The organism is Streptomyces sp. NBC_00306, from assembly GCF_036169555.1.
Lineage (GTDB): Bacteria > Actinomycetota > Actinomycetes > Streptomycetales > Streptomycetaceae > Streptomyces > Streptomyces achmelvichensis.
Genome location: NZ_CP108032.1, coordinates 2,471,708 through 2,498,569 on the forward strand (window position 1 = coordinate 2,471,708; position 26,862 = coordinate 2,498,569).

Below are 26,862 nucleotides of genomic sequence, written 5' to 3' on the forward strand. Positions count from 1 at the left end.
TGAATGTGTGTCAAGAGTTCCCCAAGACCATGAACTCCAGGTAACCCGCTTGCACCATGCCCATGTCCTCGCCGGAGGACAAGGGGCCCCGCGTTGTCCGGGATGCCCACGGGAGGGCAGGATGACGGGCATGACGCACGCGATGCTGAAGGGCTCGAACGTCCCTCTCGATGCCACGGCTGTACGGGCCGTGCTCCGCTGGACGCCCGGCGCCGGCGTCCCCGACGTGGACGCCTCGGCCCTGCTGCTCGGCCCGGACGCCCGTGTGCGCTCCGACGAGGACTTCGTCTTCTACAACCAGCCGCGCCATCCCTCGGGACTGGTGCGGCGGCTGCCGAAGAAGCGCGTCGCCGAGCATTTGACGGACACGGTCGAGGCGGATCTCTCCTCGCTCGACGCGTCGGTCGACCAGGTGGTGCTCGCCGCCTCCTCCGACGGCGACTCCTTCCAGCATGTACGCGATCTGCGGATACTGCTCTACGACGCCTCCCTGGCCGACGGTGAGCCGCTCGCCGTCTTCGATGTGAAGCCGGAGACCGGTGAGGAGACCGCGATCATCTGCGGTGAGCTGTACCGGCGCGGGGAACGGTGGAAATTCCGCGCGGTGGGGCAGGGCTACCCGACCGGGCTCGTCGGCCTGGCCACCGATTTCGGTATCTCGGTGGACGAGGCCGAGGCGGCCGCGGACCCGTCGGCCCATCCCGCGCCTCCGGCGCACCCGCCCGCGTACGGATTCCCGCAGCCCGCGGGCGCCCAGCCCGCCTACGGCTATCCGCAGCAGTCGTCGGGCCCGGCGCAGCCCGCGTACGGCTATCCGCAGCCGGCTCCCGCTGCCGCCTTCGCGCCGGATCCGAACTTCCGGCTGCCTCCGATGGGGCCGCAGTTCGTCCGTCCCTGACGCGGACGCCCCGGAACCGTCCCGGAACGCGAGGCCGGCGGCGCTCGGCGGGCCTTACCTGTGCGGACGAGCCCTGCGGACAGGCCCTGCGCGGAGGGGCCGGTGCGGACGAGCCCTGTGCGGACGGGGCCGGTGCGGGCAGGCCCTGTGCGGACGGGGCCTACACCCGCGTCTTGTAGCCGCGGCCCCACTGGAGTCCCCAGCCGTAGAGCCGGTCGAGCTCCGCCTGGAAGCCGTAGACGAACTTCACCTCGCGGCGCACGATCAGCTCGCCCTTGATGTTCTCCATGGAGAACACCGCGCAGGAGCGGGCCTGCGGCGCCCGCTCGTCGAGCTCTATCTCGACCCGCGGCCCGTTGCTCGGGTAGAGCGTCACATGGGCGTGCGTACGGTCGAAGGCGGGCGTCTGGTCGTAGATGTAGACGAAGAACAGCAGCCGCTTGATGGACTCGCGATGGTCGAGGTTCACGTAGACGGTCTCACCCGAGGGGGAGCCGAACCGGTCGTCGCCGCTGAGCTTCACGTAGGGCGCCTCGTTGATGGCGCCGAAGAAGCTGCCCAGCGGCTGCACCACACCCTTGCTGCCGTCCACCAGCTCGTAGAGGCAGCCGAGATCGAGGTCCACATTGACCACGCCCTGGGTGTGGGCCTGGACCACGTCGGGCTGGAAGAGCTTGAAGGGGTGACGCAGCAGGCGCCCCCTCTGCCGGGACCGGCCCTCGATGTCGGACGTCCGCATCCGCCAGGACAGGTTGACGCGCAGATTGCCGGTCGCGGCGCCCTGCTTGGTGAGTGACACCGACGGGTGCCGCTTGGTGAGCTCGATCGAGTTGGACGCGGCGCTGCCCGAGTCGAACTGCGCTGCCCTCCCCCGCCACAGACCGTCCCAGAAGGCCATACGTCCCACCCCAGTCGTATCGATGTGCCCCCGCTGCGTGACACGCAACGGGGCGGCGCCGAGGCCGGTGCCTCGAAGCCGCCCCGTTGAGAGCGTTCCTCAATCTCCGCCGGGTCACACCCCGGCGTCGACCGGCTCGCCCTTTTCCTCCTGGGCAGCGAGCGCCTTGTTGCGGCGCACCGAGGACCAGAAGGAGGCGCCGATCAGGACGACGCCGATGAGACCGGTGATGATCTCGTTGATCTCGTACTGGATGGTGATGAGCAGGATCGCGGCGAGCGCGCCGATCGCGTAGTGCGCGCCGTGCTCCAGGTAGACGTAGTCGTCGAGCGTGCCCTGGCGGACCAGGTAGACGGTCAGCGACCGGACGTACATGGCGCCGATGCCGAGGCCCAGTGCCATGAGCACGATGTCGTTGGTGATGGCGAAGGCGCCGATGACGCCGTCGAAGGAGAACGACGCGTCCAGGACCTCGAGGTAGAGGAACATGAAGAACGCGGCCTTGCCCGCGAGGACCACGGCGGACGGCTTCTTGCCGCTCGCCTTGGCCTTCTCCTCTTCCTCGTGTTCGCGCTCCTCCTCCTCTTCGAGCCTGTCCTCGAAGAAGCCGGAGAGTCCGCCGACGATGAGGTAGGTGATGAGGCCGGCGACGCCGGCGAGCAGTACCGTCGAGGACTTGTCGACGTGGGTGCCGCCGTGCTGGTGGGCGTGGGTCGCGACGGTCACCGCGCTGATCGCCAGGACGATCAGGGCGATGCAGACCGACAGCATGTCGATCTTGCCGAGCTTGGCCAGCGGGCGCTCGAGCCAGCCGAGCCACTTGATGTCACGGTCCTCGAAGATGAAGTCGAGGAAGATCATGAGCAGGAACATGCCACCGAACGCGGCGATCGACGGATGTGCGTCGGTCACCAGCTGCTGGTACTGGTCCTTGTCATTGAGTGCGAGGTCGACCGCCTCGATGGGGCCGAGCTGGGCGCTGACGGCGACAATGACGACGGGGAAGACGAGCCGCATGCCGAAGACGGCGATGAGAATGCCGATGGTGAGGAAGATCTTCTGCCAGAAGGCACTCATCTTCTTCAGGATTCCGGCGTTGACCACCGCGTTGTCGAACGACAGCGAGATCTCGAGGACGGACAGGATCGCTACGACACCGAAGGCCGTCCACCCGCCGTAGAGCACCGCCGCGACCAGGCCGAGCGCGGTCACCGCGAACGACCAGCCGAAGGTTTTCAGAACCACTGGTACCCAATCGTGTAATGGGGGTTCCCCCGGGCGAACCTTGGGGGAGGTCTCCCACGCACCAAGGACAGGCTTTACCTGCTCCGTGCGCAGCTTTACGAAACGTTGACCCCGAAGTCTAGAGCGATGCCCCGCAGACCCGACGCGTACCCCTGCCCAACGGCCCTGAACTTCCATTCGCCGCCGTACCGGTACAACTCGCCGAAGATCATCGCGGTTTCGGTGGAGGCGTCCTCGCTGAGGTCGTAGCGCGCCAGCTCCTGGCCGTCGGCCTGGTTGACCACCCGGATGAAGGCGTTGCTGACCTGGCCGAACGTCTGGCCACGATTGTCGGCCTCATGGATCGAGACCGGGAAGATGATCTTGTCGACATTGGCCGGCACCTGGGGGAGGTTCACCAGCAGCGACTCGTCGTCGCCCTCGCCCTCACCCGTGAGGTTGTCACCGGTGTGCTCCACGGAGCCGTCGGGGCTCGTGAGGTTGTTGTAGAAGATGAAGTACTCGTCGCCCAGAACGCGTCCGCCGTTGCAGAGCAGCGCGCTCGCATCGAGGTCGAAGTCGGCTCCCGTGGTGGAGCGTGCGTCCCAACCGAGCCCCACCAGCACCTGCGTGAGATTCGGTGCGGCCTTGGAGAGGGAGACATTGCCTCCCTTGGCGAGCGTGACGCCCATGATCCTGTCCTCCCCAGCTGACGATGTGGTGCAAGGCGCGTCCGGCGCCGCACTTCGCAGTGCGGCGCCGGACGGAATGCGGCCTGCTCAGACGTTGACGCCGAAGTCCTGCGCGATGCCGCGCAGGCCCGAGGCGTAGCCCTGGCCGATGGCACGGAACTTCCACTCCGCGCCGTTGCGGTACAGCTCGCCGAAGACCATCGCGGTCTCCGTCGAGGCGTCCTCGCTCAGGTCGTACCGGGCGAGCTCGGTGTTGTCCGCCTGGTTGACCACGCGGATGAACGCGTTGCGCACCTGGCCGAAGGACTGCTGACGGCTCTCGGCCTCGTAGATCGAGACCGGGAACACGATCTTGTCGACCTCGGCGGGCACGCCCGCCAGGTTCACCTTGATCTGCTCGTCGTCGCCCTCGCCCTCACCGGTGAGGTTGTCACCGGTGTGCTCCACGGAGCCGTCCGGGCTCTTCAGATTGTTGAAGAAGACGAAGTTCGAATCGTTGGCGACCTTGCCCTCGGTGTTGGTCAGCAGGGCGCTGGCGTCGAGGTCGAAGTCGCCACCGGTGGTGGTACGAGCGTCCCAGCCCAGACCGACGATGACCGCCGTCAGGTTGGGTGCGGCCTTGGTCAGCGAGACGTTGCCGCCCTTGCTGAGGCTGACTCCCACGAGTCCCTCCATTGGGTATCAGGGGCAGCGCCCCCGTCGTGCGTTGGTGTCGGATCAACGAGTGGATCCTAGTGACCGGTTCCCGCGCAAAACAGACTTTCGCGCGGTCGGTCGACGGGTGTATCGGTGTGTGGCCGGGTGTGGCCGCCCTTGTCAGAGGGTTCGCAGCGCCTTGACGTACTCGTTCAGGTCGCGGGCGTCCGGCAGGCCGTTCACGACGGTCCAGCGGACGACACCCTCCTTGTCGATGATGAAGGTGCCGCGCACGGCGCACCCCTTGTCCTCGTCGAAGACGCCGTAGGCGCGCGAGACCTCGCCGTGCGGCCAGAAGTCCGACAGCAGGGGGTACTCCAGCCCCTCCTGCTCACCGAAGACGCGCAGGGTGTGGATGGAGTCGTTGGAGACCGCGAGCAGCTGGGTGTCGTCGTTGACGAACGACGGCAGTTCGTCGCGCAGCGCGCACAGCTCACCGGTGCACACCCCGGTGAAGGCGAACGGATAGAAGAGGAGCACCACGTTCTTCTCGCCGCGGAATTCGGCGAGCGTCACGGTGCGGCCGTGGTTGTCCTTCAGCTCGAATTCCGGGGCCTTGGTGCCGACCTCGATCGCCATGTCGTGTGGATCCCTTCGGTGAGCCCGTTCGGGTGACGGGTCCACTCACCCTAAGGGCTGTCCCGTGATCCCCGGCGGATCAGCCCGTGCTCACGGCACGGGTACGCAGAAGGCCCCCTCCGACGTGGTCGGAGGGGGCCGGGGCCTGATGCTGGAGGTTCAGCGCTTCGACTTGGCCGCCTTGGGAGTCACCAGCCTGCTGCCGGTCCAGTCCTTGCCGGCACTGATGCTCTTGGTCTGGGAGAGACCCGCGGTCTGGGCGGCTTCGTTGATGTCGCTGGGCTCGACGTAGCCGTCACGGCCGGTCTTGGGAGTCATGAGCCACACGGCACCGCCCTCCTCGATGAGCCCGATGGCGTCCACCAGTGCGTCCGTCAGATCGCCGTCCTCGTCGCGGAACCAGAGGATGACGACGTCGGCGACGTCGTCATAGTCCTCGTCCACGAGTTCCTGGCCGATCACGGACTCAATGGCTTCTCGGAGCTCCATCTCGACGTCGTCGTCGTAGCCGATCTCCTGGACCACCTGTCCGGGCTCGAACCCCAGCCTGGTGGCCGGGTTGGTCCGCTCCTCCGCGTGGTCCGCGGTCGCGCTCACGGCTTGCCTCCTGATCATGTTCGGTAAGTGCTGCAGCCGCGCGCGTACGCGTGGCTTTGGCCGTAGTCCACACGGGCGGGGCGGATCGCGCAAGTACCCGGCCGTCCAGACCGCCGAAACGGTGACGTTTGCGCCCGTCTCGACGCAAGCCCGGACACGCTCGGCCGGGGACCGCACCGGACACCCACCCGTTCCGCCATGTTTGCCACCATACGTCCAGTCGCTGGGCCATTCGGAACCGAACAGCCAAACGGAACGCTTTGCCGCCTTGAGCGTAAGGTTGCGATTTGACCGGGCCCGAACGGGGCTCCGGACGGGTTCCGAGCCTGTTCGGCGGCGAGCTCCGGTCAGGATGTCAGCCAGAGCTGGGGTTACCCCTCAGTAGAGATGACGTATGCCGCCCCGCGGTCCACGATGGAGGCGGTGCGACACCGCGCAGACATCTTGTGTAGAGGCAGAACTCACCGAACAGCGAAGGAATAGCGTGGCTTCCGGATCAGATCGCAACCCGATCATCATTGGCGGCCTTCCCAGTCAGGTCCCGGACTTCGATCCCGAAGAGACCCAGGAATGGCTGGACTCCCTCGACGCCGCCGTCGACGAGCGGGGCCGGGAGCGCGCCCGCTACCTCATGCTCCGGCTGATCGAGCGGGCCCGCGAGAAGCGCGTGGCCGTGCCCGAGATGCGCAGCACGGACTACGTCAACACGATCGCCACCAAGGACGAGCCGTTCTTCCCGGGCAACGAGGAGATCGAGCGCAAGATCCTCAACGCGACCCGCTGGAACGCCGCGGTGATGGTCTCCCGCGCCCAGCGCCCCGGTATCGGGGTCGGTGGCCACATCGCGACCTTCGCCTCCTCGGCCTCCCTGTACGACGTGGGCTTCAACCACTTCTTCCGCGGCAAGGACGACGGCAAGGGCGGAGACCAGATCTTCTTCCAGGGCCATGCCTCCCCCGGCATCTACGCCCGCGCGTTCATGCTCGACCGGCTGAGCGAGGCGCAGCTCGACGCCTTCCGCCAGGAGAAGTCCAAGGCGCCCAACGGTCTGTCCAGCTACCCGCACCCGCGGCTGATGCCGGACTTCTGGGAGTTCCCGACCGTGTCGATGGGCCTCGGCCCCCTCGGCGCGATCTACCAGGCCCGGATGAACCGCTACATGGAGGCGCGCGGCATCGCCGACACCTCCGACTCGCACGTGTGGGCGTTCCTCGGCGACGGCGAGATGGACGAGCCCGAGTCGCTCGGCCAGCTGTCCATCGCCGCGCGTGAGGGCCTCGACAACCTCACCTTCGTGGTCAACTGCAACCTCCAGCGCCTCGACGGCCCGGTCCGCGGCAACGGAAAGATCATCCAGGAGCTGGAGTCGCAGTTCCGCGGCGCCGGCTGGAACGTCATCAAGCTGGTGTGGGACCGCTCCTGGGACCCGCTGCTCGCCCAGGACCGCGACGGTGTGCTGGTCAACCAGCTGAACACCACGCCGGACGGCCAGTTCCAGACGTACGCCACCGAGACCGGCGCGTACATCCGCGACCACTTCTTCGGTCACGACCACCGGCTGCGCGCCATGGTCGAGAACATGACCGACGACCAGATCCTGCACCTGGGCCGTGGCGGTCACGACCACAAGAAGGTCTACGCGGCCTTCTCGGCGGCCAAGGCGCACAAGGGCCAGCCGACCGTGGTCCTCGCCCAGACCGTCAAGGGCTGGACGCTCGGCCCGAACTTCGAGGGCCGCAACGCGACCCACCAGATGAAGAAGCTGACGGTCGACGACCTCAAGGGCTTCCGCGACCGCCTGCACATCCCGATCACGGACGACCAGCTGGAGAACGGCGCACCGCCGTACTACCACCCGGGCCGTGACTCGGAGGAGATCCAGTACATGCACGACCGGCGGCAGGGTCTCGGCGGCTATGTGCCGACCCGTGTCGTGCGGTCGAAGCCGCTGGAGCTCCCGGGCGACAAGACGTACGCGGCTGTGAAGAAGGGCTCCGGCCAGCAGTCCATCGCCACCACCATGGCGTTCGTCCGGCTGCTCAAGGACCTCATGCGGGACAAGGAGATCGGCAAGCGGTTCGTGCTGATCGCGCCCGACGAGTACCGCACCTTCGGTATGGACTCCTTCTTCCCGAGCGCGAAGATCTACAACCCGCTGGGTCAGCAGTACGAGGCGGTGGACCGCGACCTGCTGCTCGCGTACAAGGAGTCGCCGACCGGTCAGATGCTGCACGACGGCATCTCCGAGGCCGGCTGTACGGCATCGCTGATCGCGGCCGGCTCGGCCTACGCCACGCACGGCGAGCCGCTGATCCCGGTGTACGTCTTCTACTCGATGTTCGGCTTCCAGCGCACCGGCGACCAGTTCTGGCAGATGGCCGACCAGCTGGCGCGCGGCTTCGTCCTCGGCGCCACCGCCGGGCGCACGACGCTGACCGGTGAGGGCCTCCAGCACGCGGACGGCCACTCGCAGCTGCTGGCCTCGACGAACCCGGGCTGTGTCGCGTACGACCCGGCCTTCGGCTTCGAGATCGCGCACATCGTGCGGGACGGTCTGCGGCGGATGTACGGCTCCGACGAGGAGCACCCGCACGGCGAGGACGTCTTCTACTACCTCACCGTCTACAACGAGCCGATCCAGCACCCGGCCGAGCCGGAGAACGTGGACGTCGAGGGCATCCTCAAGGGCATCCACCGCTTCAAGACCGCCGAGCAGGGCCGGATCCCGGCGCAGATCATGGCGTCCGGTGTGGCCGTGCCGTGGGCGATCGAGGCACAGCGGATTCTCGCGGAGGACTGGGACGTCAAGGCGGACGTCTGGTCGGCGACGTCCTGGAACGAGCTGCGCCGCGAGGCCGTCGAGGTCGAGCGGCACAACCTCCTGCACCCGGAGGAGGAGCAGCGCGTCCCGTACGTCACGCAGAAACTCCAGGGCTCCGAGGGGCCGTTCGTGGCCGTCTCGGACTGGATGCGTTCCGTCCCCGACCAGATCTCGCGCTGGGTGCCGGGCACCTACCAGTCGCTGGGCGCCGACGGCTTCGGCTTCGCCGACACCCGTGGCGCGGCCCGCCGGTTCTTCCACATCGACGCCGAGTCGATCGTGCTGGGTGTCCTCACCGAGCTGGCCCGTGAGGGCAAGGTCGACCGCTCGGTGCTGAAGCAGGCCGTGGACCGCTACCAGCTGCTGGATGTCGCGGCCGCCGACCCGGGTCCCGCGGGCGGCGACGCGTAGCAGTCGCAGGGGTGCGGGGCGGCCGGGCTGATCCGGCCGCCCCGCACACGTTTTCGCCTCCCGTTCTACGATGCGCGGCATGAAGCAGCGAACAGCGCAGGTCCGGTGGGAAGAGCGCATGCAGACGCCCCTGCTGGTGCTCGCCGCGGCGTTCGCCGTCGCGTACGCGGTGCCGATCGTGGCGCCCGGGGCCGACGGCTGGGTGCACACGCTCTGCACGGCCGTCGAGTGGGTGGTGTGGGGCGCGTTCGCCGTCGACTACCTGGTACGGCTCGCACTGGCGCCGAGCCGCTGGCTCTTCGTCCGCAGCCATCCGCTCGATCTTCTCGCGGTGGTGCTGCCGCTGCTGCGGCCGCTGCGCCTGCTGCGGGTCGTCTCCACCCTGCTGCTGGTGGGCCGGCGGGCGCGGATGGCGCCGCAGATCACGCTCACGACCTATGTCGCGGGCGCGGTGGTCGGGCTCATGATGTTCGGCTCACTGGCCGTGCTGCACGTCGAACGGGACGCGCCCGACGGGAACATCAAGACGCTGGGCGACGCGGTGTGGTGGTCCTTCACGACCATGACGACGGTCGGCTACGGGGACCACGCGCCGACGACGGGGCTCGGCCGGCTGCTCGCCGTCGGGCTCATGATCTCCGGTATCGCCCTGCTCGGTGTCGTGACAGCGAACATCGCGGCCTGGTTCATCTCCCGCTTCGAGCGGGACGACGCGGAGGAGCGCCGGCAGACGGCCCTGCTGGAGGCGCTGACGGCCGAGGTGAAGGCGCTGCGCGCACAGGTGACCGCGCTGTCGGAATCGACGGAGACATCGGAGTCATCGGAGCCATCGCGATCAGGAGCGCGCGGGGCGGCGGCGACAGGCGCGGCCGTGCCGACGGGCGGGGGAACAGCCGCGGCCGGGGTGGGCACAGTGCCCACCCCGGCCGGTCCGCCCGACGAGCCTGCGGTGCGAGGCTGATCACCACATCCCGCCGCCGGGAGCCGCGGCTCCCGCCAGCCAGACGATGGCCAGGACGGTGTCAATGGCACCGAGGACCAGCGCCACGAGCGCCGGTATGTGCTGCGTGCCGTTCCAGCTGCGGCCCATGGCGAGCCAGCCGCAGACGACGGCGATCGGGCCGAGGATGATCCCCAGCACGAAGAATCCGGTGATCGCACAGATCAGCCCGATGACTCCCAGTGCCGCGCGGTCCGGCCCGCTCCGAGACCACGTCCGGCCGCGTGAGCGAGGGTGCCTGCGCGATGTGTGTCCGAAGCCCGCCATCATCACTCCCTGAGTTCGGCCGATTCGGGACTACGCAGGCCCGGGTACCCCGGTTCACCGCTCCCAGACCTTGAACGCCCTGACGCGGTACGGGGACTGGGGCAGCCAGGTGCCCGAACCGGGGTACGTCTCGAACTCGCCCGTTTCCGCGCACTCCTGGCTCTGATAGGTCGTCACCGGCCGTCCGGTGCGGTTGACCAGGGACTCGGCGGCAGTGCCGGTCGGCAGCGGCACACAGCTGTCGATGTCGAGGCCGGCGAGCTCGTGCGTCTGGCGGGCGCCCTTGAAATCGGCCTTGGCCCACAGGCAGAGCTGTCCGGCGCCGCAGCTTCCGAGGCGCGGCGGGCCGGCGGCCGTGGCGTGGGCCGGGAGGAGCGCGGTGACGGCCAGGGCGGCCGCGGCGAGCAGTGGTGTCGTACGCATGTCGGTGAACCCCCGTGTGGTGACTGATCGTGTGGTGCATGACCGCGCGGTGCATGGCCGCGTGGTGACTGACCGCGCGGTGCATGGCCATGTGGTGCATGACCGCGCGGTGCATGGCCATGTGGTGCATGACCGCGCGGTGACTGATCACTTGACCGGGAGCCTGGAGCACACGAAGACACCCGCGGAAGGGGAACGGGCCGAGATCATCCGGATAGGCGACAGCCCCGCCGGAGTCGTCCGGCGGGGCTGTCGGTCACACGAGGTTGACGCCCGTCGAGGGCGGCGACGGCGTCAGATGTGGGCGCCGCCCATACCCGCGTCGGCGTTCGCACCGCGCTTGGTGAGCAGGGCGACGAACACCGCGACGGTCGCGACACCGGCGGCGACCAGGCAGGCGAGGCCCATGCCCGAAATGAAGGTGTCATGGGCGACACCGACGATCTTCTCGGCCAGCTCGGGCGGCGTTCCCGGAGCGACCGGCGGCACACCCACCTGAACGGCTTCGGACGCCTGGTCCAACTGGGCCGGGCTGAGCGGCGGGAGCTGCGCGTCGGCCCAGTTGCCCGGCAGGTCGCTGTCGACCTTGGAGGCCATGACCGCGCCGAGCACCGCCGTGCCGAGGCTGCCGCCGATCTGCATGGCCGCCTGCTGGAGACCGCCCGCGACGCCGGAGAGCTCCATGGGGGCGTTGCCCACGATGACCTCGGTCGCGCCGACCATGACCGGGGCGAGGCCGAGACCGAGAAGGGCGAACCAGATGGACATCGGCAGGCTGCCGGTGTCGGTGTCGAGGGTCGACATGCCGAACATGGCGACCGCGGTGAGCACCATGCCGCCCGCGAGCGGGACACGCGGGCCCGTCTTGGTGATCATGGCGCCGGCGAGCGGCGATCCGACGATCATCATGCCGGTCAGGGGCAGCAGGTGGAGTCCGCTGTCGACCGGGCTCATGCCGTGCACGTTCTGGAGGAAGAAGGTGACGAAGAACAGTCCGCCCAGGAAGGCGATGGCCATGAGCACCATCAGGACGGTGCCGGCCGCGAGCGGGACCGAGCGGAACAGCTTCAGCGGGATCAGCGGCTCGGCGACCCGGTTCTCCCAGTAGGCGAAGAACGCGAAGCAGACCACCGACGCGGCGATGAAGCCCCAGGTCCGGCCGTCGCCCCAGCCCCACGCGGGGGCCTTGATGAGCGCCCAGACCAGGCAGAACATCGCGGTCGACAGCAGCAGGATGCCGAGGATGTCGAAGGACCTCGGGGCGTTCTCGGCACGGTGGTCCTTGAGGATCAGCACACCGAGGACGAGCGCGATGACGCCCACCGGGACGTTGATGAAGAAGACCGACTGCCAGCTCACGTGCTCGACCAGCAGACCGCCGAGGATCGGGCCGCCCGCGGTGGACGCGCCGATGACCATGCCCCAGATACCGATCGCCATGTTCAGCTTCTCGGCGGGGAAGGTGGCGCGCAGCAGTCCGAGCGCCGCGGGCATCAGGAGCGCGCCGAACAGACCCTGGAGCACGCGGAAGGTGACCACCAGGGTGATGCTGTCGGAGAGGCCGATGGCCGCCGAGGCCGCGGCGAAGCCGACGACACCGATGAGGAACGTCTGCCGGTGGCCGAAGCGGTCACCGAGCTTGCCCGCGGTGATCAGCGTCACGGCGAGGGCCAGGAAGTAGCCGTTGGTGATCCACTGCACGTCGGCGAAGGTGGCGCCGAGGTCCTTCTGGATCGCGGGGTTGGCGATCGCGACGATGGTGCCGTCCAGCGCCACCATCATCACGCCGATGGCCACGGCGAACAGCGTCAGCCAGGGGTGGCCGCGGAGCCCCTTGACCTGGGCCGGTATGGGGTCCTGGGGATCCTTCGGCGCCTTTTCGACGGTGGTCTGACTAGTCATGCGTGGGAGGCTAATGTCAGTCGCTGACAGTTGACAAACCAATTCACAAGTCGGTAACTGTCACGTTGCTCACAGGTAGGCTGAGCTGGTCGAAAGCGTCGGAAAGAGGACCCAGGTAGTGACGGCCGAGCCGACCGGACTGCGCGCACGCAAGAAGCAGCTCACCCGTGACGCGCTGGTGCGCGCCGCGCTGGAGCTGTTCACCACGAAGGGGTACGAGCAGACGACCGTCGACGAGATCGCGGACACCGTCGACGTCTCGCAGCGCACCTTCTTCCGGTACTTCACCAGCAAGGAGGAGGTCGCCTTCGCCGTCCAGGAAGTGGTCGAGGCCCACTTCATCGAGGCGGTACGCGAACGGCCCGCGCAGGAAGGCCCGTTCGAGGCGATGCGCAACGCCGTGCTCGACGGCTGGAACAGGATCGGCGAGGCGATCGCGGAGATCGTCCCGGTCGAACTGCACATGCGCAGCTATCTCATGATCGAGTCGACTCCCGCACTGCTGGCGGTGCATCTGCGCCGGTCGGCGGACCTGGAGGAGACGATCGCCCAACTGATCGCCGAGCGCGAGGGGCTGGACGTCGACGCCGACCCGCGCCCCCGGGTGGCGGTGGCGGCGCTCAGCGGTGTGATGCGCGTCACGGGACGGCTGTGGGGGCAGGGCGAGGACTGGAGCCCGGAAGCGATCCGCAGCCTCACGGCCACCTATCTGGACCATCTGAAGCCTGCACTGGCGGACGACTGGCGGACGCAGCGGGCCCCGGAGTCGACGGCACGGGGTGACAGGCCGGAGTGACGAGGCGGACCGGCGCGCGCCGGTGACGACGCGCCGGTGACGACGGCGCGTGACGCGTCGCAGTGACGACGCGGGGTCACGAATCGGGTCGATGACACGCCGGAGTGCACTCCCCGGCGTGGCTCAAGTCACGGTTCTTCCCCGTAATTACGTTCTGAACACGTGATCTCCCTCACGGTCTTCGCGAGCCACCGCCGGCTTCTCCTAGGGTGTCTCTCAGTGACTTCCTTCGACTCCTCCCCCACCCCCGTCACCGTGCGCGCTTTTCTCGCGCTCGCGGTCGTGTTCCTGATGCTGGCGACCACCGGTTGGACGGCCGTACGGCACCAGGGCGGCCCTCGTGACATCTACGAGGCCGAGCTCAGCGGCTGGGGCAAGGCGCGCATAGGAGCAAGGGCCCTGCCCGGGACCGACTCGTCACCGAAGAGGCTCACGGCCTTCTTCGCCTCGCTGCGGGGCGCGGAACGCATGCGGCTCGCCGACGAGTACCCGTACGTGGTCGGCAATCTCAACGGCGCTCCGGTCGCTCTGCGTTATCGGGCGAACCGCAAGGGCCTGGCGCGCGCACTGGAACTCGAACGCCACCGCTTCGCCACCGCCGACCTCACCGCGGACGGCCGGCGCATGGCGACCCGCCGGATCAACCGCTTCGAGTCCCTCATGGACCCCGAGCGGCAGATCCTCGCCTTCGACCCGTCCGGGCCCGGCAAGGTCGCCGAGGTGTTCGGTGATCTGAACCGCGCCGAACGTGTGTCCGTGGTCGTCCCCGGTGTGGACACCAATCTGCTCACCTTCCAGCGGACCGCCCGCAAGTACGCGGCGCCGGTCGGCATGGCCAAGTCGCTCTACGCGGCCGAGCGGGCGGCCTCGCCCCGGGCGCGTACGGCGGTCATCGCCTGGGCCGACTACACGGCCCCGGCGGGGCTCGGCGTGGACTCGGCCATAGGCCGGTTGGCGGAGAGCGGTGCCGTCCGGCTGACGGCGCTGACCGAAGCCCTGCCCGGACCGGCCCGCGTCGCACTCTTCTGTCACAGCTACGGCTCCGTCGTCTGCGGCGTCGCCGCACGTCAACTGCCCGAGCGCGTCACCGACATCGCGGTGGCCGGCAGCCCGGGCATGCGCGCCGAGAACGCCGCGGCGCTGCACACGCGCGCCCGGGTGTGGGCGATGCGCGACAGCGACGACTGGATCCAGGACGTGCCGCATCTGGCGGTCGGCGGACTGGGGCACGGCGAGGACCCGGTGGCACCGGAGTTCGGCGCGCGGGTGATGTCGGCGGCGGACGCTGTCGGCCATACCGGCTATTTCGAGCCGGGCACGGAGAGCATCACCAACTTCGCGGAGATCGGCGTCGGTTCGTTCGACGGTGTCACCTGTGCGAGCGCCGATGACACATGCCGCAGTGGTATCTACGGCGAAGAAGCGGTCTGACGCGCGTAGAACTTCGTCAACCGGGCTCGGCACCGAGGGAAGACGTGCGGGCGCCCGCCGCCTACGATGAGGCGTATGGGTGACGAACTGGCCGGAATTCAAGCCACGTGGGAGTTCGAGACCGACTCCGTGATCATCCGCTTCGAACGGGGACACCGCGCGCCGAAGCTGTTCCAGACGCTCCGCGAACGCCGTATCCCGCACGAAGCGTTGGCGTCGGTGACACTTTCCCCGGGCAAGCGGGGAACGGTGGTGCTGCATGCGGCACCCAGACCCGGTGCCGATCCTCTGATGGAGGCAGCGGCCGGGCAGTTGAAGGAAGCGTGCGATCCGTACCGCCTGGTGCTGCCGGCCGACCGCGAGACCCTCGCCGAGTACTACGCCGACGAGTTGAGGGCCGTGCTGCCCTCGGACGCCGACCGTCCCGTCGACCGGTACGCCGTGGCCGCGCCCAGCGCGCCCCTGAACTTCAAGGCGTACGACGGCAAAGCCTCCTTCGACGGCTCCCGTGTCGACTTCCGCTGGTCGTGGGCGGGTGCGTCGTCCGCCAAGTGGAAGGCGGGCGACCAGTGTTTCCCGGTCGACGAGCTGAGCGGGGTGGAATGGCGCACGCCCGAGGCCCTCGACGGATATCTGCGGCTCGTCCGGCGCGCGAATCCGCCGGTCGACGACACGACCCGGCCCGCGCTCGACAAGGACCCGGCCGCGCTGATGTTCGGGCTGAACAAGGGGCAGGTGCACGAGTCGCTGCCGTTCGCGGCGGCGGTCCTCGAATCCGTGCAGAACTCCGGCTCGCCGCCCGCGATGGCCATGCAGGCGTGCCGTCGCGACCCGGCGGACATCGCCGAGCGGATCCGGCACCTGGGCGAACTGCATCTGGCGGGTCTGGTGACGGACGAGGAGTTCAGCTCGAAGAAGGCGCAGCTGCTGGCGGAGCTGTGAGCGGGCCGGAGCGGGCGGTGGTGTCATACCGGGGTATGACACCGCGCCCGGCCCCCGGGTATGACGCCGACGGCCGGCCGGTCTGCCTACGCTGATCAGGCCATGTCCCAGTCTCCCCGGTCCTCCCCCTCGCGACGCTCCCGGGCGTTGCGCGGCGCCCAGGACAATCTGCGTCTCCTCGCCGCCGACCTCCGTACGCCGTCGTCGTCCACCGCCCCGCTCTTCGGCTCGGTCGAGAAGCGGTGGCTGCGGCTCACGCCGTACGTGGTGGTGTTCGCGTTCGTCGTGACGCTGCTGCCGGTCACGGTCAGTGTGCTCGTCAACGACTACCGGCTGAACGGAGCGGTCGCCGGTGCGCTGGCCACCGCCCAGACCGTGCCGCTGCTCCTCGCCCTCACCCACCCGCTCCAGGCGTGGTGGATCGTGGCCGCGGCGGATGTCGCCGGTGCGTTCGCGCTGATGGGCGCCGCCGGGACCGTGGACCGGAGCTGGCCGTGGACGCCGATGGTGGTCATCGGGTACCTCGTCCTGATGGCCTGCCTCGGGCTGCGGGAGCCGCGCCGTACGCTGCTGGCCGTCTGGCTGGCGACCGGAGCGATGGGGTGGCTGTTCGAACTGATCTCGCAGGACCGCAGCGACGGCATCCATCTGCTGCTGTTCGTCCTGAGCGCCGTGGTGCTGGTCGTCACCGGCGCGCTGCGTGAACGCGGCGACGCACAGCGCCGGCTGGTCGTGCAGGAGACCATCAGCGAGGCGGAGCGGGCGCAGCGCACGGTCCTGGAGGAGCGGGCGCGGATCGCGCGCGAGCTGCACGACGTCGTCGCCCACCACATGTCGCTGATCACGGTGCAGGCCGATTCCGCGCCGTACCGCATCGAGGGCCTGCCCGACGCGGCGCGTGAGGAGTTCGGGGCGATCGCCGCGGGCGCCCGTGAGTCGCTGACGGAGATGCGCCGGCTGCTGACGGTGCTGCGCAGCGAGGGCACGGAGAGCGAACTGACCCCGCAGCCCGGGCTCGACCGGGTGCAGCAGCTGGTGGAGGCGACCGTACGGGCGGGCGTACCGGTGGAGTTGGCCCTCGCAGTGCCGGACGACCCGGTGCCGCAGGCGGTCGACCTGTCGGCGTACCGCATCGTGCAGGAGGCACTCGCCAATGTGGTGCGGCACGCGCCCGGGGCGCCGACGCGGGTCTCGGTGACGTCCGACGGCACGGATCTGACCGTCCTCGTCGTCAACCTCCCGGCGGAGGAACGCACGTCACCGCTGGAGACCACCGGCACCGGACACGGCCTGGTCGGTATGCGGGAACGCGTACGGCTGACCGGCGGAACACTGGACACCGGCCCGCTGCCGGACGGCGGCTTCCGGGTGGCCGCGCGGCTTCCGCTGGCCACTCCCCCCACTTCGGAGGACCCTTCGTGACCATCCGCGTGATCATCGTCGACGACCAGGCCATGGTGCGGGCGGGCTTCGCCGCGCTGCTGGCGGCGCAGTCCGACATCGACGTGGTGGGCGAGGCGCCGGACGGCCGGGCGGGCGTGGACGTGGCGCGGTCCACGCACCCCGACGTGGTGCTGATGGACGTCCGGATGCCGGAGATGGACGGCCTGACCGCCGCCCGCGAGCTCCTCCACCCGCCGGTGGGAGTCGTGCATGTGCCCAAGGTGCTGATGCTGACCACCTTCGACGTGGACGACTACGTGTACGAGGCGCTGCGGGCGGGTGCGTCCGGGTTCCTGCTGAAGGACGCGCCCCCGGCGGATCTGATCGCGGCGGTACGGGTGGTGGCGGCGGGCGAGGCGCTGCTGGCCCCCTCGGTCACCCGCCGGCTGATCACCGAGTTCGCCTCCCAGCGGCAGGCGCCGCGGAAGGACCCCTCCCTGCGGCTGAACGGCCTGACCCCGCGCGAGACGGAGGTCCTGGAACTGATCGCGCGCGGTCTGTCCAACCAGGAGATCGCGGCCCATCTGGTGCTGGCGGAACAGACGGTGAAGACGCACATCGGCAGGGTCCTGTCGAAGCTGGCGCTGCGGGACCGGGCGCAGGCAGTGATCTTCGCGTACGAATCGGGCCTGGTCCGGCCCGGGGCTGCCGACTCCTGAGCCTGCGGGTGTGCCTGTTCCCGCACTTGCCTCCGCACGTGCTTCCGGCAGCCGGTTCCTGAGCCTGCTTCCGGCGGTCCGTTCCTGAGCCTTCAGGCGCACCTTCCCGCCGCCGGTCTCCGCCCGCTCATACCCCGGTAGCACCTTCGACCTGGCTCCCCGGGGTGACGCCCCCTCACCCATCCCCTTCCTACCTTCCCTCCGTCACTCAGACGGACGAGCGAGAGGAAGGGCGGGAGCATGCGCCGCTACAAACGAACCCTGGTGGCTGTTGCGTTGGCGACGACCGTCGTCTCCGGGACCGCCGGCTGGGCCTCCGGGAGCGCGCAACGGCCGGTCACCGGTCCGCCGCCCGGGACCGCCGAGTGGAACGCCGACCGCTCCCTCGGCCGCGCCCTGCCCGACCCCGCCACCGCCGAGCCCGCCCAAGTCGCGCAATTCTTCCGCACGTTGGGCCCCGGCGCCCGACAGCGGCTCGTTCACCGCCACCCGCTCGTCGTCGGCAATCTGGACGGCGCACCCGTCGCCCTGCGGTACGAGGCCAACTCCCGTGCCCTGCGCGGCACTCCGCTCGCACGCTTGGCGGAGCCCGGGCGGCAGATACTCGCCTTCGACCCCCGCGGCCGCGGCCAGGTCGCCGAGGTCTACGGCGACCTGGAGCACGCCCGCCATGTGTCGGTGATCGTGCCGGGGTCCGACATGGACGCCGGGACCTTCGACCGCGCCAAGGACCCGTACGGCACGCCCGCCGGGATGGCCAACTCCCTCCGGGCGGCGACGGACCCCGGCACCGCCGTCATCGCGTGGACCGGCTACACCACCCCCGTCGGTGTCGGACTGGACGCCGCCACCGGCGATCTGGCCGAGGCCGGCGCCGTACGCCTGACCCGCTTCGCCGACGGCCTGGCGGCGGTCGACGCACCGCGGCCGAGCCTGTTCTGCCACAGCTACGGCTCCGTCGTCTGCGGTCTCGCCGCCGGTGACCTTCGGGCCGCCGACATCGTCGTGCTCGGCTCCCCCGGGATGCGCGCCGGCTCCGTCCGCGAACTGCGCACCGACGCCCGGGTGTGGGCCGCCAAGGACGCGTCCGACTGGATCTCCAAGGTCCCGCACGTCGAACTCCTCGGACTCGGCCACGGCAACGACCCCGCCTCACCCGCCTTCGGCGCACGCCGTGTTCCCGCCGAGCGGGCCGAGGGGCACACCGGCTACTTCGCCCCCGGCACCGACTCGCTCCGGCACTTCGCCGCCATCGCGACCGGCCGTGCGGCGTCCGCAGGGCCCGTATCCGCAGGGCACGAAGGAGACGTCCGATGAGACTCGCCGAGAAGATCGAGGCGCGCACGCCCGCCCACCGCGACCGTGCCGTCGACGGGCTGCGAGCGCTCGCCCTGCTCGCCGTGCCGACCGGACACTGGCTGCTCGGCGGCTTCACCCTCGACGCCGACGGAGCCCTGCACAACGCCAGCCCGCTCGCGGCGTTCGGCTTCTTCGCCCCGGTCAGCTGGGTGCTCCAGATGCTGGGGATCTTCTTCCTGGTCGGCGGCTACGCGTCCGTGCTCTCGTACCATCGCCGCCCGGGCTCCACCGCCCAGTGGCTGAAGCAGCGCATCGCCCGCCTCGGTCGGCCGGTGCTCGGAGTCACGGCCGTCTGGGCCGTGATGATCCCCGTCCTGTACGCGCTCGGCGTGCCCGGCACGACGCTGCGCACCGGCTCGACGCTGGTCGTCCAACCGCTGTGGTTCGTGGGCGTGTACACCGTGGTGACGGCGCTGACCCCGTGGTGTGTGCGCCTCGCCCGCCGTCTCGGCGCATGGGCGGCAGCGCCGCTGCTCGTGAGTGTCGCCGTCGTGGACGTCCTGCGCTACGGGCCGTACGCCGACGCCGTGCCGTCCTGGCTGAGCGTCCTCAACATCCTTCCGGGCTGGCTCTTCGCGTACCAGCTCGGCGTCAGCTGGGGGGAGGGACGCCTCGGCCGCCGGCCCGCCCGGGTCCTGCTCGTCGGCGGCGCGGCGCTCTTCGCCGTGCTGCTGCTGGTCTTCGACTACCCGCCGTCGATGGTCGGTGTGCCGGGCGAGACCCGTACCAACTCCCATCCGCCGTCGCTGCTGGTGCTCGCCCTGGCCTCGGCGCAGAGCGGTGCCGCGATCGTGCTCCGCGACCGGATCGCCCGGCTGCTGACGCGGCCGGCGCTCTGGGCTCCGGTCGTGGTGGTCAACCTGTCGGCGATGACGATCCTGTGCTGGCACCAGACGGCGATGCTGGCGGCGGCGGTCCCGGGAGCGTTCGCCGGTGCCGTGCCCGGTCTGACGACCGCACCCGACTCGCTCGGCTGGATCCTCGCCCGGCTGGCGTGGCTGCCGCTGTTCGCCGGGCTGCTGGTCCTCATCGGCCGGTACGCGCGCCGGTTCGAGACCCCGTGGACGAAGACGACGAGAGCCCGCCGCGCGGCAGCGGGGCTGCTCGCGGCGGGCTTCGCGGTATTCGCCCTGGGGCTCGCGTAGTCGGCTCAGGCTTCTGGGCGCAGGCGCGGGTCCAGTGCCTCGACAGGGCAAAGCTTGCCGGGAGCGGCACTAGACCTCCCGCGCCGCCGATGTCGACGACATGTCCGGGTAGCGGTCGCCCGCCACCTGCCCGGCGATCGGCTCCAGCAGCGCCAGTTCCTCGTCGGTGAGCGTCAGCCGCGTCGCCCCGAGGTTCTCCCGGAGCCTGGATGCCTTGCGGGTGCCGGGGATCGGGACCACGGGCAGCCCGTGCACCCGGGACTGCTGCTGGACCCAGGCCAGGGCCACCTGGCCGAGGGTCGCGTCGTGCGCGTCGGCGATCTTGCGGACCGGTTCGAGCAGCGCCGCGTTGTTCCGGGCGTTGTCCCCGGTGAACCGGGGCTGGTACTGCCGGAAGTCGCTCTGGGACAGGTCCTTCGTGGCGTCGGCGAAGGCACCCGTCAGGAATCCGCGTCCGAGCGGCGAGTACGGCACCAGCGCGACACCCAGCTCGGCCGCCGCGCCCACCGCGCTGCGCTCCACGTCCCGGCTGAACAGCGACCACTCCGACTGGAGGGCCGCGATCGGGTGCACGGCGTGCGCCTCGCGCAGTTCGGGGCCGGTGACCTCGCTCAGTCCGAGATGCCTGACCTTGCCCGCGGCGACCAGCTCGGCCATCGCGCCGACGGACTCGTCGAGCGGAACGCCCGGGTCACGACGGTGCATGTAGTAGAGGTCGATCACCTCGGTCTTCAGCCGCGCGAGGCTCGCGTCGACAGCCTGGCGGATGTACGCGGGGTCGTTTCGCACGGCCCGGTACTGCGGGTCGTCGGTCCGCTCGATGGCGAATTTGGTGGCGAGGGTTATCTCGTCGCGGTGCGCGCCGAAGAAGGGTGCGAGGAACTCCTCGTTGGCGCCCCGCCCGTACACGTCGGCCGTGTCGAAGAGCGTGACACCTCCCTCCAGCGCCGCTTCCAGGGTTTCGCGGGCGGCCGTCTCGTCGGTGTCGCCGTAGAACTCGCTCATGCCCATGCAGCCGAGCCCCTGCACGCCGACCAGCGGGCCCCCGGTCCCGAGACGAACCTGTTCGATCTTGGTGGTGCTCATCAGGGTTCAGACCCTCTCCGGCGCCCTGTGGGCGCCCGCGTAGAACTCGATCTTGTGGTCCAGCACGGCGAGGGTGTCCTGGAGTTCCGCGATCCGCGCGAGAACGTCGCGCCGGGTCTGCTCCAGCAGCTCCTGCCGGGCATCGAAGGTGTGCTCGCCGGCCCGCACCATCTCGGCGTACCGGACCATGTCCGCGACGGGCATGCCGGTCAGCCGCAACTTGCCGACGAAGGCGAGCCAGTCGAGGTCGCGATTGGTGAAGCGCCGCTGTCCGGTGTGCGACCTGTCGACATGCGGCATCAGCCCGATCCGCTCGTACCAGCGCAGGGTGTGCGCGGTGAGTCCGGTGAAGGCGGCGACCTCGCTGATCGTGTAGCGGTCCTGCCCCTCCGGGCGCGGGTGCGCGCGGGGAGCCGCTTTGCAGAGATCCGTCCGTACGGGAGTGCTCTCGATCAGCGTCATACCTCCACGCTAAAACCTTCGAGTGCACTCCAAGCAAGCAGAATCCGATGGCAGTTTTCCGGGTGCCCGCATTAGCGTCCCGCTCATGACTGCCGCCCGCCGGGCAACGCCCGAAGACGCCCTGGAACTGGTCCGCCTCCGCAAGGTCATGCAGGACTCGTGCCACGGCCCGAACCCCGACGTCAGCTGGCAGCCCGCGGCCGTCGCGACCCTGCGGGCCAGGCTGGCCGAGCCGGACGGCGATCTGACGGCGTTCGTCGTCGACCGGCCGGGCGGGCTCGCGGCCTGCGCGGTCGGCATTGTCGAGCACCGGCTCGGCGGACCCGGCAACCCGCACGGGGTCAGCGGTTATGTCTTCAGTGTCGCCACCGACCCGGACATGCGCCGGCGCGGCCACTCCCGCGCCTGTATGGAAGCGCTGCTGGCCTGGTTCGAGGAACGCGGCGTACGCAAGATCGATCTGCGGGCCTCCTCCGAGGGCGAGCCGCTCTACACCTCGCTGGGCTTCGCCCGGACCCCCGACCCCGCGATGCGGCTCACCCTTTAGGGCTGCCGGGGCGCGGGCACGCGGTGTCGTCCCCGGCGGTACGGCCCCGCCGGGGCAAGATCGGGAGGTCCGCGGCACAGGCGCCGGGGCGAGACCGGAGACACCGTCAGGAGCCAGCCGTGCACGATGATCCGATGCCGCGACGGCTCCGGGGGCCCGGTCTGCGTTGACGGACTTCCGTGAGCGAGCCGTACTGGGGGCCCTGTCCCTGCTGTCCGTGACGACGGGCGCGGTCGACGCCCTCAGTTTCCTGGTCCTCGGCCATGTCTTCACCGCGCTGGCGACCGGGAACCTGCTGTTCCTGGCCTTCGCCCTCGGCGGCACGAGCGACATCCCGTCGGCCGTCCCCTCGACCGTGTCGCTGACCGCGTTCGTCCTCGGTGTGGTCTGCGGCAGCGCGCTGATCAGACTGCTCCGTCGGCGCCGCCCGTTCTGGCTCCCCCATACGCTGGCGGCCGAAGCGGTCCTGCTGGCCGTGGCGGCGGTGGTGGCCCTCGGCTGGCCTGGGGACGGTTCCGTGTCCTCCGGGCAGCGCTACGCCGTGATCGGCCTGGTCGCCCTGGCGATGGGTCTGCGCAACATCGGGGTGGTGCGGGCCCCGATCACCGGGATGACGACGCTGCTCATCCAGATCCCCCTGGTGACCCTGATCGGCACCCTGCTGGTCCCCGGGACCACGGCATCCGGAGGGCGGGAGATCCGGTTCGTCCGGCCCGTCGCCACCGTCGCGGGCATGTTCCTGGGCGGACTGGCCGGCACGCTGATGGTGCCCTGGGGTCCCTCGCCCGCGCTGTTCGTGCTGTCCGGCGTCGTGGCGCTCATCGCGGCCTCCGGTCTGCTGCTGTCCCCCGGGGACGCGGAAACGGTCGCCGGGCGGTCGGTGTGACGCCCGCCCGGCAGCCCCGGCAGACACGCGGCTAGGCTCGCAGACATGCAGAGCCTGGCGAAGATCGAGAACTGGCCCGTACCGACCGCGGCGGCCGCCGTCGTCCGAGCGGACGGAACCGTCGCCGGCTCGCACGGCCCCGCAGCCCAGCGCTTCCCGCTCGCCTCGGTCACCAAGCCGCTCGCCGCCTATGCGGTGCTCGTGGCGTACGAGGAGGGCGCGGTCGAGCTCGACGAGCCCGCGGGTCCCGAGGGGTCCACGGTGCGCCACCTGCTCGCCCACACCTCCGGGCTCGCCTTCGACGAGCACAAGCAGACCTCGGCGCCCGGCACGCGCCGGATCTACTCCAACGCCGGCTTCGAGCAGCTCGCCGACCATGTCGCCAAGGCCACCGAGATCCCCTTCCCGGAGTATCTGCGCCAGGCGGTGCTGGAGCCGCTGGGGATGACGGCGACGACGCTCGACGGCTCCCCGGCGAAGGACGGCACCTCGACCGTGGACGACCTGGTGCGCTTCGCCGCCGAGGTGCAGGCGCCCCGGCTGCTGGACGCGCGGACCGTGCTGGAGGCGATGACGGTCGTCCACCCGGGCCTGTCGGGCATCCTGCCCGGCTACGGGAACCAGAAGCCGAACGACTGGGGTCTCGGCTTCGAGATCCGCGACGGCAAGTCCCCGCACTGGACGGGCAGTTCGTCCTCACCCCGCACCTTCGGGCACTTCGGCCAGTCGGGCACGTTCCTGTGGATCGACCCGGACGCGCAGGCGGCGTGCGTGGTGCTCACGGACCGCGCCTTCGGGCCGTGGGCGATCGAGGCGTGGCCGCCGTTCACGGACGCGGTCCTGGCGGAGCTGCGGGGCTGAGCCGTCCCGGCCGGTCGTCCGGCGACGAGGCAAGGCACTCGAACCACACGGTCTTGCCCTGCCCGCCGGCATGCGGCTGCACGCCCCACCGGTCGGTGACCGCCTCGACCAGCAGTAACCCCCTGCCGCCGTCGGCCAGTTCGTCGCGGGCCGCCGGCTCGGGCAGCTTCGGACAGTCGTCGGCCACCTCCACGCGTACGCCGTCGGCCCGCAGAAGGATGCAGGTGCGGCAGCGGCGCCCGGGCACATGCCGTACGACGTTCGCGATCAGCTCGGTGAGCGCCAGCTCGGCCGCGTCGACCACGTCGAGCAGCCCGGAGCCTTCGAGGTAGAACCGCAGGATGCGCCGCAGATGCCGGGCGGAATGGTCGGCCACGGCGAAGTCGGTGCGGTACCGGGCGGCGGCCTCGTTCACCTGCGGATCGGTTACGTGATTCATGTCACCAGCGTGCGATGCGGCGGTTACGCTCGGCTACGAACCGAAACGAACGCCGCGAGGCGTTGCAGGCCGGAGGTGCCCCCGTGGCCAACATCCAGTCACTCGACCCCAGCGCATCCCCGCTCGACTACTACGGCTGGGAACTGCGCCGCCAGCGCGAGGCCCACGGGCTCAAACAGGGCCAGTTGGGCGAGATCATCTTCTGTACGGGCTCGCTCATCGGCCAGATCGAGACGACGAAGAAGGTCCCCACCCGCGACTTCTCCGAGCGGGTGGACGCGGCTCTCGGCACGGACGGGGTGTTCTCGCGCCTGGCCGGCCTGGTGCTGCGCAGCCAGCTGCCCAACTGGTTCCAGCCGTACGCGGAGATGGAGGCGAAGGCGGCGTACATCTCCACGTACCAGGCGCAGTTGGTGTACGGGCTGTTGCAGACGGAGGAGTACGCGCGGGCGGTGCTCGCGACGGGAATGCCGGACGACCTCGACGGGCTGGTGGCGGCCCGCGTGGAGCGCCAGCGCATCCTGGAGCGGGAACGGCCGCCGCTGGCCTGGGCGATCCTCGACGAGGCGGTGCTGCACCGGCCGATCGGCGGGCGTGAGGTGATGCGAAGGCAACTCGGGCGCTTGTTGGAGTTCGTGGGCCACCGCTGGATGCGGATTCAGGTGCTGCCGAATGCAGCGGGGGAACACACCAGCCTGGACGGGTCGTTCAACCTGCTGCGCTTCCACGACGACCCGGACATCATCTACACCGAGGACCTCATCTCAGGCCATATGACGGCCAACCCCGAGACCCTGAGGGAAGCCTCCCGCCGTTACGCTCACTTGCAGGCAGCCGCCCTGTCCGTGGAGGGTTCGGCGGCGCTGATCAGGCGCGTGATGGAGGAGCGTTATGCAGACCGGTCCGGAGTTGAGGAACGCGCAGTGGCGTAAGTCCAGTTACAGCGGCAGCACCGGCGGCGACTGCGTCGAGTGCACCGTCACCGGCAGCGCGGCTTGGCGTAAGTCCAGTTACAGCAGCAACACCGGCGGCGACTGCGTCGAGGTCGCCGACAACTGCCCCGCCGCCGTCCCCGTCCGTGACAGCAAGAACCCCACCGGACCCGTCCTGGTCCTCGGCGCCGACGCCTGGCGGTCGTTCGTCAGCAGCCTGTGAAGCTCCCGTGGCATCCGCGGGTGCGAGACATCGAGGCCCTGATCCCGCAGGCCGGACGCGAAGACGCCGCCGCCCTGCGCGAGTTCGACGCCGACGCGCTCGCGCGGTACGTGGCCGACCGGGCGCACCCCTGGTGGCGGCGCAGGCCGTGCGCGCTCGCGCTGGCCGGGCGGGTGCCGGAGGCGCGGGTGCCCGCGCTGCTCGCGCGGGTCCGTGACTGCGGGGATGTGGGCGAGGTGCGCCGCGCGTTGCTGGACGTGCTCGCGGACCGGGACGAACTCCTGCCCTGGCTGCGGCACGAGGACCGGCGGACGGAGAAGTCGTTCGGCATGCCCGAGGCGTTCCTCCAGGCACGCGGCAGACTCGGCGACCGTACGGCCGTGCAAGAGCTGGCGACGCTCGCGGCCGATCCGTGGCCGCGGAACCAGGCCCTCGGCGAGGCCGGACTCGACGCACTCACCGACCGGTTCGGGCTCGTCGCGGTGCTGGACGGCCTCGGTGACGCGCGGCCCGAGGACCGTGCCTTCCGGGTCCGTATGCGGGCCCGCGCCGGTGAGGACGTGACCGACGCGCTCGCGGACCCCGACCGCCTTGTCGCCCACCTCGCCCAGTCGCTCGCCGACGACGCGGACCGGCTGCGGCTCTACCTCGACGAGGCCCCGACGACCGACGCAAAGCTGTGGGCCGCGTACGCGCTGCACCGCCTGACCGAGGACGCCGCCGAGACGCGGGCGATCCACGAGGCGCTCGGCCGTCCCCGGGTCGAGGTGCCCGGTCTGGACGAGGAACTGCGCTCCGCGATCGTGCACGCGTACGCACCGGGCTGCCGCACGCAGAGCGATCCGCGCTGGCGCGTGGAGGTGCTGGCGACCGAGCCTCCGCCCCGCGTCGACGTGGACGAACAGCTTCGCCGCGCCACCGCCGCTCTCACCGCGGCCGGGCTCGCACCCCGGCGACCGGTGAGCGCCGGCGAGCACCAGCATCAGGGCGACGGCACCTATCACGTGATCGCGTACGGCGGCGGCAAGGAGCTGATGGTCAGTACGCTCGGGCGCTTCGCCACCGATCACGACTGCGACCCCGTTGCCCGCCGGGCCCTCGAATCGGCCGGCTTCCGCTGGATCGACGGGGCCACCGGCGCGATCCGCGTCACCGATCTGTGCGTCTACCACTTCGGCGACCGTGCCCCGCTCGACGTCGCCACGCTGCTGTTCTACTGGCAGGACTGAGGGGCCGGCCCGCA

Annotated in this window: 28 protein-coding genes; 16 read left to right on the plus strand and 12 right to left on the minus strand. The window is 70.1% G+C overall.

Annotated features, from left to right (window positions below):
* Positions 1–121 precede the first annotated feature (121 nt).
* Positions 122–898 (plus strand): TerD family protein, encoded by a 777-nt coding sequence (locus tag OHA05_RS10945; RefSeq protein ID WP_327684437.1) that lies wholly within the window; start codon positions 122–124, stop codon positions 896–898.
* Between the two features lie 160 nt (positions 899–1,058).
* On the opposite strand, the gene OHA05_RS10950 is transcribed toward OHA05_RS10945, so the two are convergent.
* From OHA05_RS10950 to OHA05_RS10975, 6 genes are all read right to left on the minus strand, one after another.
* Complete coding sequence (locus tag OHA05_RS10950) at positions 1,059–1,796, minus strand: TerD family protein (RefSeq protein ID WP_328860453.1); 738 nt, start codon at positions 1,794–1,796, stop codon at positions 1,059–1,061.
* Positions 1,797–1,910: 114 nt separating this feature from the next.
* Positions 1,911–3,041 (minus strand): DUF475 domain-containing protein, encoded by a 1,131-nt coding sequence (locus OHA05_RS10955; protein ID WP_313946520.1) that lies wholly within the window; start codon positions 3,039–3,041, stop codon positions 1,911–1,913.
* Positions 3,042–3,136: 95 nt separating this feature from the next.
* Positions 3,137–3,712 carry a TerD family protein gene (locus tag OHA05_RS10960; protein ID WP_313946519.1) on the minus strand — a complete coding sequence of 192 codons (576 nt, stop codon included), beginning with the start codon at positions 3,710–3,712 and terminating at the stop codon, positions 3,137–3,139.
* An 87-nt stretch (positions 3,713–3,799) separates the two neighbouring features.
* Complete coding sequence (locus OHA05_RS10965) at positions 3,800–4,375, minus strand: TerD family protein (protein ID WP_328860454.1); 576 nt, start codon at positions 4,373–4,375, stop codon at positions 3,800–3,802.
* A 153-nt stretch (positions 4,376–4,528) separates the two neighbouring features.
* On the minus strand, positions 4,529–4,987 hold the full coding sequence (locus OHA05_RS10970; protein WP_313946517.1) for a peroxiredoxin: 459 nt from the start codon (positions 4,985–4,987) through the stop codon (positions 4,529–4,531).
* 159 nt (positions 4,988–5,146) lie between these two features.
* Positions 5,147–5,584 carry a DUF3052 domain-containing protein gene (locus OHA05_RS10975; RefSeq protein WP_313946516.1) on the minus strand — a complete coding sequence of 146 codons (438 nt, stop codon included), beginning with the start codon at positions 5,582–5,584 and terminating at the stop codon, positions 5,147–5,149.
* 484 nt (positions 5,585–6,068) lie between these two features.
* On the opposite strand from OHA05_RS10975, the gene aceE reads away from it, so the two are divergent.
* Positions 6,069–8,816: a pyruvate dehydrogenase (acetyl-transferring), homodimeric type gene (gene aceE / locus OHA05_RS10980; protein ID WP_313946515.1), complete on the plus strand. Its 2,748-nt coding sequence runs from the start codon at positions 6,069–6,071 to the stop codon at positions 8,814–8,816.
* A 70-nt stretch (positions 8,817–8,886) separates the two neighbouring features.
* On the plus strand, positions 8,887–9,777 hold the full coding sequence (locus OHA05_RS10985; RefSeq protein WP_443043667.1) for a potassium channel family protein: 891 nt from the start codon (positions 8,887–8,889) through the stop codon (positions 9,775–9,777).
* Here OHA05_RS10985 and OHA05_RS10990 read toward each other — a convergent pair whose 3' ends face one another.
* The 3 genes from OHA05_RS10990 to OHA05_RS11000 all read right to left on the minus strand — a co-directional run bounded on the left by OHA05_RS10990 (position 9,778) and on the right by OHA05_RS11000 (position 12,408).
* A complete protein-coding gene (locus OHA05_RS10990) occupies positions 9,778–10,086 on the minus strand; it encodes a small hydrophobic protein (protein ID WP_313946513.1) in 309 nt (102 codons plus the stop codon). It abuts the gene before it with no gap.
* 51 nt (positions 10,087–10,137) lie between these two features.
* The gene (locus OHA05_RS10995) at positions 10,138–10,506 is read right to left on the minus strand and encodes a peptidase inhibitor family I36 protein (RefSeq protein WP_328860456.1); all 369 of its coding nucleotides are present in this window, start codon (positions 10,504–10,506) and stop codon (positions 10,138–10,140) included.
* 294 nt (positions 10,507–10,800) lie between these two features.
* A complete protein-coding gene (locus OHA05_RS11000; protein WP_313946511.1) occupies positions 10,801–12,408 on the minus strand; it encodes an MFS transporter in 1,608 nt (535 codons plus the stop codon).
* 118 nt (positions 12,409–12,526) lie between these two features.
* On the opposite strand from OHA05_RS11000, the gene OHA05_RS11005 reads away from it, so the two are divergent.
* The 7 genes from OHA05_RS11005 to OHA05_RS11035 all read left to right on the plus strand — a co-directional run bounded on the left by OHA05_RS11005 (position 12,527) and on the right by OHA05_RS11035 (position 20,183).
* Positions 12,527–13,204 (plus strand): TetR/AcrR family transcriptional regulator, encoded by a 678-nt coding sequence (locus OHA05_RS11005; protein ID WP_313946510.1) that lies wholly within the window; start codon positions 12,527–12,529, stop codon positions 13,202–13,204.
* Positions 13,205–13,423: 219 nt separating this feature from the next.
* On the plus strand, positions 13,424–14,635 hold the full coding sequence (locus OHA05_RS11010) for an alpha/beta hydrolase (protein WP_328860457.1): 1,212 nt from the start codon (positions 13,424–13,426) through the stop codon (positions 14,633–14,635).
* 75 nt (positions 14,636–14,710) lie between these two features.
* Complete coding sequence (locus OHA05_RS11015; RefSeq protein ID WP_328860458.1) at positions 14,711–15,577, plus strand: DUF4429 domain-containing protein; 867 nt, start codon at positions 14,711–14,713, stop codon at positions 15,575–15,577.
* A 102-nt stretch (positions 15,578–15,679) separates the two neighbouring features.
* Complete coding sequence (locus OHA05_RS11020; RefSeq protein ID WP_328860459.1) at positions 15,680–16,999, plus strand: sensor histidine kinase; 1,320 nt, start codon at positions 15,680–15,682, stop codon at positions 16,997–16,999.
* Entirely contained in the window at positions 16,996–17,679 is a 684-nt protein-coding gene (locus tag OHA05_RS11025; RefSeq protein WP_328860460.1) for a response regulator transcription factor, read from the plus strand. Before OHA05_RS11020 ends, OHA05_RS11025 begins: the two co-directional genes overlap by 4 nt.
* 240 nt (positions 17,680–17,919) lie before the next feature.
* The gene (locus OHA05_RS11030; protein WP_328860461.1) at positions 17,920–18,996 is read left to right on the plus strand and encodes an alpha/beta hydrolase; all 1,077 of its coding nucleotides are present in this window, start codon (positions 17,920–17,922) and stop codon (positions 18,994–18,996) included.
* The gene (locus tag OHA05_RS11035) at positions 18,993–20,183 is read left to right on the plus strand and encodes an acyltransferase family protein (protein ID WP_328860462.1); all 1,191 of its coding nucleotides are present in this window, start codon (positions 18,993–18,995) and stop codon (positions 20,181–20,183) included. Before OHA05_RS11030 ends, OHA05_RS11035 begins: the two co-directional genes overlap by 4 nt.
* A 69-nt stretch (positions 20,184–20,252) precedes the next feature.
* On the opposite strand, the gene OHA05_RS11040 is transcribed toward OHA05_RS11035, so the two are convergent.
* Positions 20,253–21,269, minus strand: coding sequence for an aldo/keto reductase (locus OHA05_RS11040; protein WP_328860463.1), 1,017 nt, complete (start codon positions 21,267–21,269; stop codon positions 20,253–20,255).
* Between the two features lie 6 nt (positions 21,270–21,275).
* The gene (locus tag OHA05_RS11045; protein ID WP_313946502.1) at positions 21,276–21,731 is read right to left on the minus strand and encodes a MerR family transcriptional regulator; all 456 of its coding nucleotides are present in this window, start codon (positions 21,729–21,731) and stop codon (positions 21,276–21,278) included.
* 85 nt (positions 21,732–21,816) lie between these two features.
* Here OHA05_RS11045 and OHA05_RS11050 point away from each other — a divergent pair, with 85 nt between their 5' ends.
* The 3 genes from OHA05_RS11050 (at position 21,817) to OHA05_RS11060 (ending at position 24,025) form a co-directional block, all read left to right on the plus strand.
* Positions 21,817–22,278, plus strand: a complete 462-nt coding sequence (locus tag OHA05_RS11050) for a GNAT family N-acetyltransferase (protein WP_328860464.1) — start codon at positions 21,817–21,819, stop codon at positions 22,276–22,278.
* Between the two features lie 166 nt (positions 22,279–22,444).
* The gene (locus OHA05_RS11055; RefSeq protein WP_313946500.1) at positions 22,445–23,164 is read left to right on the plus strand and encodes a YoaK family protein; all 720 of its coding nucleotides are present in this window, start codon (positions 22,445–22,447) and stop codon (positions 23,162–23,164) included.
* Positions 23,165–23,209: 45 nt separating this feature from the next.
* Entirely contained in the window at positions 23,210–24,025 is an 816-nt protein-coding gene (locus OHA05_RS11060; RefSeq protein ID WP_313946499.1) for a serine hydrolase domain-containing protein, read from the plus strand.
* Here OHA05_RS11060 and OHA05_RS11065 read toward each other — a convergent pair.
* Complete coding sequence (locus OHA05_RS11065) at positions 23,991–24,464, minus strand: ATP-binding protein (RefSeq protein ID WP_328860465.1); 474 nt, start codon at positions 24,462–24,464, stop codon at positions 23,991–23,993. The two genes, OHA05_RS11060 and OHA05_RS11065, sit on opposite strands and share 35 nt — an antisense overlap.
* 83 nt (positions 24,465–24,547) lie before the next feature.
* Between OHA05_RS11065 and OHA05_RS11070 the strand changes: the two genes are divergently transcribed.
* Genes OHA05_RS11070 through OHA05_RS11080 form a run of 3 tightly spaced genes read left to right on the plus strand, consistent with a single transcriptional unit; the run spans position 24,548 to position 26,848 of the window.
* Positions 24,548–25,396 (plus strand): helix-turn-helix domain-containing protein, encoded by an 849-nt coding sequence (locus OHA05_RS11070; protein WP_313946497.1) that lies wholly within the window; start codon positions 24,548–24,550, stop codon positions 25,394–25,396.
* A complete protein-coding gene (locus OHA05_RS11075; RefSeq protein ID WP_313946496.1) occupies positions 25,356–25,619 on the plus strand; it encodes a DUF397 domain-containing protein in 264 nt (87 codons plus the stop codon). The genes OHA05_RS11070 and OHA05_RS11075 overlap by 41 nt, the downstream gene beginning before the upstream one ends.
* Before the next feature lie 20 nt (positions 25,620–25,639).
* Positions 25,640–26,848, plus strand: coding sequence for a hypothetical protein (locus OHA05_RS11080; RefSeq protein ID WP_328860466.1), 1,209 nt, complete (start codon positions 25,640–25,642; stop codon positions 26,846–26,848).
* Positions 26,849–26,862: the final 14 nt, after the last annotated feature.

Bases quoted from the DNA above. Each gene is read 5' to 3' on its own strand.
- OHA05_RS10960 (WP_313946519.1), bottom strand. From the start codon at position 3,712: ATGGGCGTCACGCTCGCCAAGGGAGGCAATGTCTCCCTCTCCAAGGCC.
- OHA05_RS11030 (WP_328860461.1), top strand. From the start codon at position 17,920: ATGCGCCGCTACAAACGAACCCTGGTGGCTGTTGCGTTGGCGACGACC.
- OHA05_RS11040 (WP_328860463.1), bottom strand. From the start codon at position 21,269: ATGAGCACCACCAAGATCGAACAGGTTCGTCTCGGGACCGGGGGCCCG.
- OHA05_RS11075 (WP_313946496.1), top strand. From the start codon at position 25,356: ATGCAGACCGGTCCGGAGTTGAGGAACGCGCAGTGGCGTAAGTCCAGT.
- OHA05_RS11035 (WP_328860462.1), top strand. From the start codon at position 18,993: ATGAGACTCGCCGAGAAGATCGAGGCGCGCACGCCCGCCCACCGCGAC.
- OHA05_RS11015 (WP_328860458.1), top strand. From the start codon at position 14,711: ATGGGTGACGAACTGGCCGGAATTCAAGCCACGTGGGAGTTCGAGACC.
- OHA05_RS11020 (WP_328860459.1), top strand. From the start codon at position 15,680: ATGTCCCAGTCTCCCCGGTCCTCCCCCTCGCGACGCTCCCGGGCGTTG.
- OHA05_RS10990 (WP_313946513.1), bottom strand. From the start codon at position 10,086: ATGATGGCGGGCTTCGGACACACATCGCGCAGGCACCCTCGCTCACGC.
- OHA05_RS11060 (WP_313946499.1), top strand. From the start codon at position 23,210: ATGCAGAGCCTGGCGAAGATCGAGAACTGGCCCGTACCGACCGCGGCG.
- OHA05_RS11000 (WP_313946511.1), bottom strand. From the start codon at position 12,408: ATGACTAGTCAGACCACCGTCGAAAAGGCGCCGAAGGATCCCCAGGAC.
- OHA05_RS10985 (WP_443043667.1), top strand. From the start codon at position 8,887: ATGCGCGGCATGAAGCAGCGAACAGCGCAGGTCCGGTGGGAAGAGCGC.
- OHA05_RS11045 (WP_313946502.1), bottom strand. From the start codon at position 21,731: ATGACGCTGATCGAGAGCACTCCCGTACGGACGGATCTCTGCAAAGCG.
- OHA05_RS10995 (WP_328860456.1), bottom strand. From the start codon at position 10,506: ATGCGTACGACACCACTGCTCGCCGCGGCCGCCCTGGCCGTCACCGCG.
- OHA05_RS10950 (WP_328860453.1), bottom strand. From the start codon at position 1,796: ATGGCCTTCTGGGACGGTCTGTGGCGGGGGAGGGCAGCGCAGTTCGAC.
- OHA05_RS11065 (WP_328860465.1), bottom strand. From the start codon at position 24,464: ATGAATCACGTAACCGATCCGCAGGTGAACGAGGCCGCCGCCCGGTAC.
- OHA05_RS11050 (WP_328860464.1), top strand. From the start codon at position 21,817: ATGACTGCCGCCCGCCGGGCAACGCCCGAAGACGCCCTGGAACTGGTC.
- OHA05_RS10945 (WP_327684437.1), top strand. From the start codon at position 122: ATGACGGGCATGACGCACGCGATGCTGAAGGGCTCGAACGTCCCTCTC.
- OHA05_RS10970 (WP_313946517.1), bottom strand. From the start codon at position 4,987: ATGGCGATCGAGGTCGGCACCAAGGCCCCGGAATTCGAGCTGAAGGAC.